This window comes from Pseudomonas sp. PS01301 (assembly GCF_029960215.1).
GTDB lineage: Bacteria > Pseudomonadota > Gammaproteobacteria > Pseudomonadales > Pseudomonadaceae > Aquipseudomonas > Aquipseudomonas coleopterorum.
Genome location: NZ_JASCPM010000098.1, coordinates 1 through 2,968 on the forward strand (window position 1 = coordinate 1; position 2,968 = coordinate 2,968).

Consider the following 2,968-nt stretch of genomic DNA (forward strand, 5'->3'; position numbering starts at 1 on the left):
GGGGTTTGGGGAGCAATGGAACCAAAAACCAACGTAAGCTCTGAATCCCACCGTAAAGGGGCTTTCCGATCTCCAGCTCACCCGCCAGGCATTACTCTCTGATCAGTGCCTCGATGATCGGGCAGATCGTTCCGCCGTCTCCCGCATCACATTGCTGCACCAGTTCGCCTAACAGTTGCTGCATGACGACCAAGTCGGCCATCTTCTGCTCGATCAACGCGAGCTTGCGTGCAGCCCGTGCTCGCGTTTCGGCACAGGCGCACGACTCATCCAGCGTCAGCAGTCCACCGACTTCCGAGAGCGTGAAACCCAGCGCCTGAGCCCGCTTGATGAAACGCAGTCGCTTCACCATGTCCACCGGATAGCGCCGATGGCCACCCAAGGGTTTGGCTGGTTCATCCAGCAGCCCGCGTCGCTGGTAGTAGCGGATCGTCTCGACGTTCACCCCGGCGGCGTCTGCCAGCTTGCCAATGGTCAGCTCTGTGGCCATCACTTTCTCCTTGATTCCGTACTTTGGTACGGAGTTTAGAATAGCACCTAGGCAATCAGGCTCAGGAGATGGGAATGGGGATGCAACTCACCGGGAAAGGCTCGCTGGTCGCGAGTTCGCTGACCGCCATCGGTGCGTCGGTGTGCTGTGTCGGGCCACTGGTGCTGTTGGCACTCGGTGTCGGCGGTACGTGGGTGGGCGCTCTGACCATGATGGAGCCACTACGCCCCCTCTTCATCGGGTTGACTCTACTGTTCCTGGGATTGGCATTCCGCAAGCTCTACCTGGTGCCACAGGTTTGTACGCCAGGTACACCCTGCGCCGATCCGCGCACGCTCGTGCGACAGCGACTCGTGTTCTGGATCGTCAGCGTGCTGCTGCTCGGCCTATTGGCCGTGCCGTGGCTCGCCCCGCTGTTCTACTGAAGGAGATTAACCATGCGCAAACTGCTGATCGCCGTGCTTTTCGCCTTGCCCTTCGTGGCGCTGGCGGCTCCCCCGAAAACCGTCACGCTCGACGTGCAGAACATGACGTGCGGACTCTGTCCGATCACGGTCAAGAAGTCGCTGGAGAAGGTGTCCGGCGTGAGTGACGTCCAGGTCAATTTCGACCAGAAGACGGCGACCGTCACCTACGATCCCGATAAGGCCCAGCCCGAGGCACTGACTGAGGCGACCGCGAACGCGGGATACCCCTCCACAGTGCAGAAGTGAGGTCACGATGAGCGCCATTGTCCTTGAGTCCGTGCTGACTTGCCCGCGCTGCGGCTTCGCCAAGCCGGAAACCATGCCCACGGACGCCTGCCAGTTCTATTACGAGTGCAGCAACTGCAAGGCGCTGCTGCGCCCCAACCCAGGGGATTGCTGCGTTTTCTGTTCGTTCGGCTCGGTGAAGTGCCCGCCGATCCAGCAGCAGCTTGGGTGTTGCTCATAGCGTTTAGGGGGATCACAGGTCGTCGTCTGGATTACGCAGTGGCCGCAGCTCGCCGCGCGCAACTTCTTCCGGTACCGCAAAGGAATACCGCCCGAGCATGTTGATGTGCTCGTAGATCAGCGGCGATAGCCGGGCCAAATCCTCTTCCAGCACTGGATAGCCGTGCTGCTTGAGCCGTTCCACGGCCGCCGTCATGTAGAGGGTGTTCCACAGCACGATGATGTTCACCACCAGGCCCAGAGCACCGAGCTGGTCTTCCTGGCCTTCGCGGTAGCGCTGGCGGAGCTCGCCGCGTTTGCCGTGGAACACGGCGCGGGCCAGGCTGTGCCGGCCTTCGCCTCGGTTCAACTGGGTCAGGGTGGCGCGGCGCTTGGACTCGTCGTCGATATAGGTCAACGTGTGCAGAGTCTTTTCGATCCGCCCGAATTCGGCCAGCGCCTGGGCCAGCCGGGTGGGTCTATCTCCCGTTTGCAGCGTGCGCATGATGCCAGTCGCCGGCACCCGGCCGAGTTTGAGCGAGCCGGCCAGGCGCAGCAGGTCGTCCCAGTGCTCGGCGATCAGGTCGAGTTTGACCGACTGGCGGGCCAGCCCGTTGAGCTTGCCGTAGTCCGCGTCCGGGCGCGTGCGCCAGAAGCGGGTACCGCCGACATCGGCCAGCCGCGGACTGAAGTGGTAGCCAAGTAGGCGGAAGAGCCCGAACACCACATCGCTGTAGGCCCCGGTGTCGGTCATGATTTGCGTCGGCTGCAACTCGGTCTGCTGTTCCAGCACGACCGCCAGCAACACCAGGCTGTCGCGCAGCGTGCCGGGCACGGTGATGGCGTTGAGGCCGGAGAATTGGTCGGAAATCAGGTTGTACCAGGTGACACCCCGGCCGGTGCCGAAATACTTCGGATTGGGGCCGGCATGCACGGTGCGCACCGGTACGACGAAGCGCATGCCATCGGCGGAGGCGACCTCGCCGCCACCCCAGACTTGGGCCAGTTCCAGTTGGCTTTGCGCTCCGACCAGGATGGCGTTAGCCGCTGACAGGGTGTCGTCGCGGATATAATTCTGGCTGACCCAGGACAGCCGGTCACGGCGCAGCGCCGGGTTGTCGGTGCGGATCAAGGGCTCCAGGCCGGTGTTGCAGGCCCCGCCCAACAGCACCGCGCAGAGGCTGGTGACCAGGTTGTCGGCGCGTGCATTGCGTTCGGAGACATGGGTGAAGGCCTCGGAAAAGCCAGTGCGGGCGGCGATTTCCAAGAGGATTTCCGGCAGATCGACACGCGGCATCAGGTCAGACACGGCCGCCCGCAGTTGCAGCAACGAGCAGGGCTCGTCCAGCTTGTCCAGCGCCCCGAGCGACAGTTCGGTCTTGCCCTCGGTGTTCTCGCTCAGTTGAATCGCCGGGTTGTCGGGCAGGCGCGCGGCTACTGCCAGCCAGGTTGCATCCAGCTCGACGGACAAGGCGTCCAGGGTGGTTTTGGCGTCGATGGTCAGGCCCAGTGACCGGCAGATGATCGGTCGCGCCGCCAGCCATTCGGCACCGTCGAGCAGGCCAAG

The 2,968-nt window shown here is 63.2% G+C and carries 5 protein-coding genes; 3 read left to right on the forward strand and 2 right to left on the reverse strand.

What is annotated here, in order from left to right; all coding sequences use genetic code 11:
- Positions 1-91 precede the first annotated feature (91 nt).
- Positions 92-490 (reverse strand): Hg(II)-responsive transcriptional regulator, encoded by a 399-nt coding sequence (gene merR / locus QMX89_RS22510; protein WP_003089120.1) that lies wholly within the window; start codon positions 488-490, stop codon positions 92-94.
- 74 nt (positions 491-564) lie between these two features.
- Between merR and QMX89_RS22515 the strand changes: the two genes are divergently transcribed.
- From QMX89_RS22515 to QMX89_RS22525, 3 genes are read left to right on the forward strand one after another with little or no spacing between them, the layout of a single operon-like run.
- Entirely contained in the window at positions 565-915 is a 351-nt protein-coding gene (locus QMX89_RS22515) for a mercuric transporter MerT family protein (RefSeq protein WP_003089115.1), read from the forward strand.
- A gap of 12 nt (positions 916-927) precedes the next feature.
- Positions 928-1,203, forward strand: a complete 276-nt coding sequence (gene merP, locus QMX89_RS22520; protein WP_003150552.1) for a mercury resistance system periplasmic binding protein MerP — start codon at positions 928-930, stop codon at positions 1,201-1,203.
- A 7-nt stretch (positions 1,204-1,210) separates the two neighbouring features.
- Positions 1,211-1,423, forward strand: coding sequence for a GDCCVxC domain-containing (seleno)protein (locus QMX89_RS22525; RefSeq protein ID WP_003089113.1), 213 nt, complete (start codon positions 1,211-1,213; stop codon positions 1,421-1,423).
- A gap of 12 nt (positions 1,424-1,435) precedes the next feature.
- On the opposite strand, the gene QMX89_RS22530 is transcribed toward QMX89_RS22525, so the two are convergent.
- The coding region (locus tag QMX89_RS22530; protein WP_282349944.1) for a Tn3 family transposase at positions 1,436-2,968 on the reverse strand (1,533 nt) is incomplete at its 5' end.

Excerpts from the sequence above, each read along its gene's own strand:
- QMX89_RS22515 (WP_003089115.1), top strand. The coding sequence starts at position 565 with ATGGGGATGCAACTCACCGGGAAAGGCTCGCTGGTCGCGAGTTCGCTG.
- QMX89_RS22525 (WP_003089113.1), top strand. The coding sequence starts at position 1,211 with ATGAGCGCCATTGTCCTTGAGTCCGTGCTGACTTGCCCGCGCTGCGGC.
- merP (WP_003150552.1), top strand. The coding sequence starts at position 928 with ATGCGCAAACTGCTGATCGCCGTGCTTTTCGCCTTGCCCTTCGTGGCG.
- merR (WP_003089120.1), bottom strand. The coding sequence starts at position 490 with ATGGCCACAGAGCTGACCATTGGCAAGCTGGCAGACGCCGCCGGGGTG.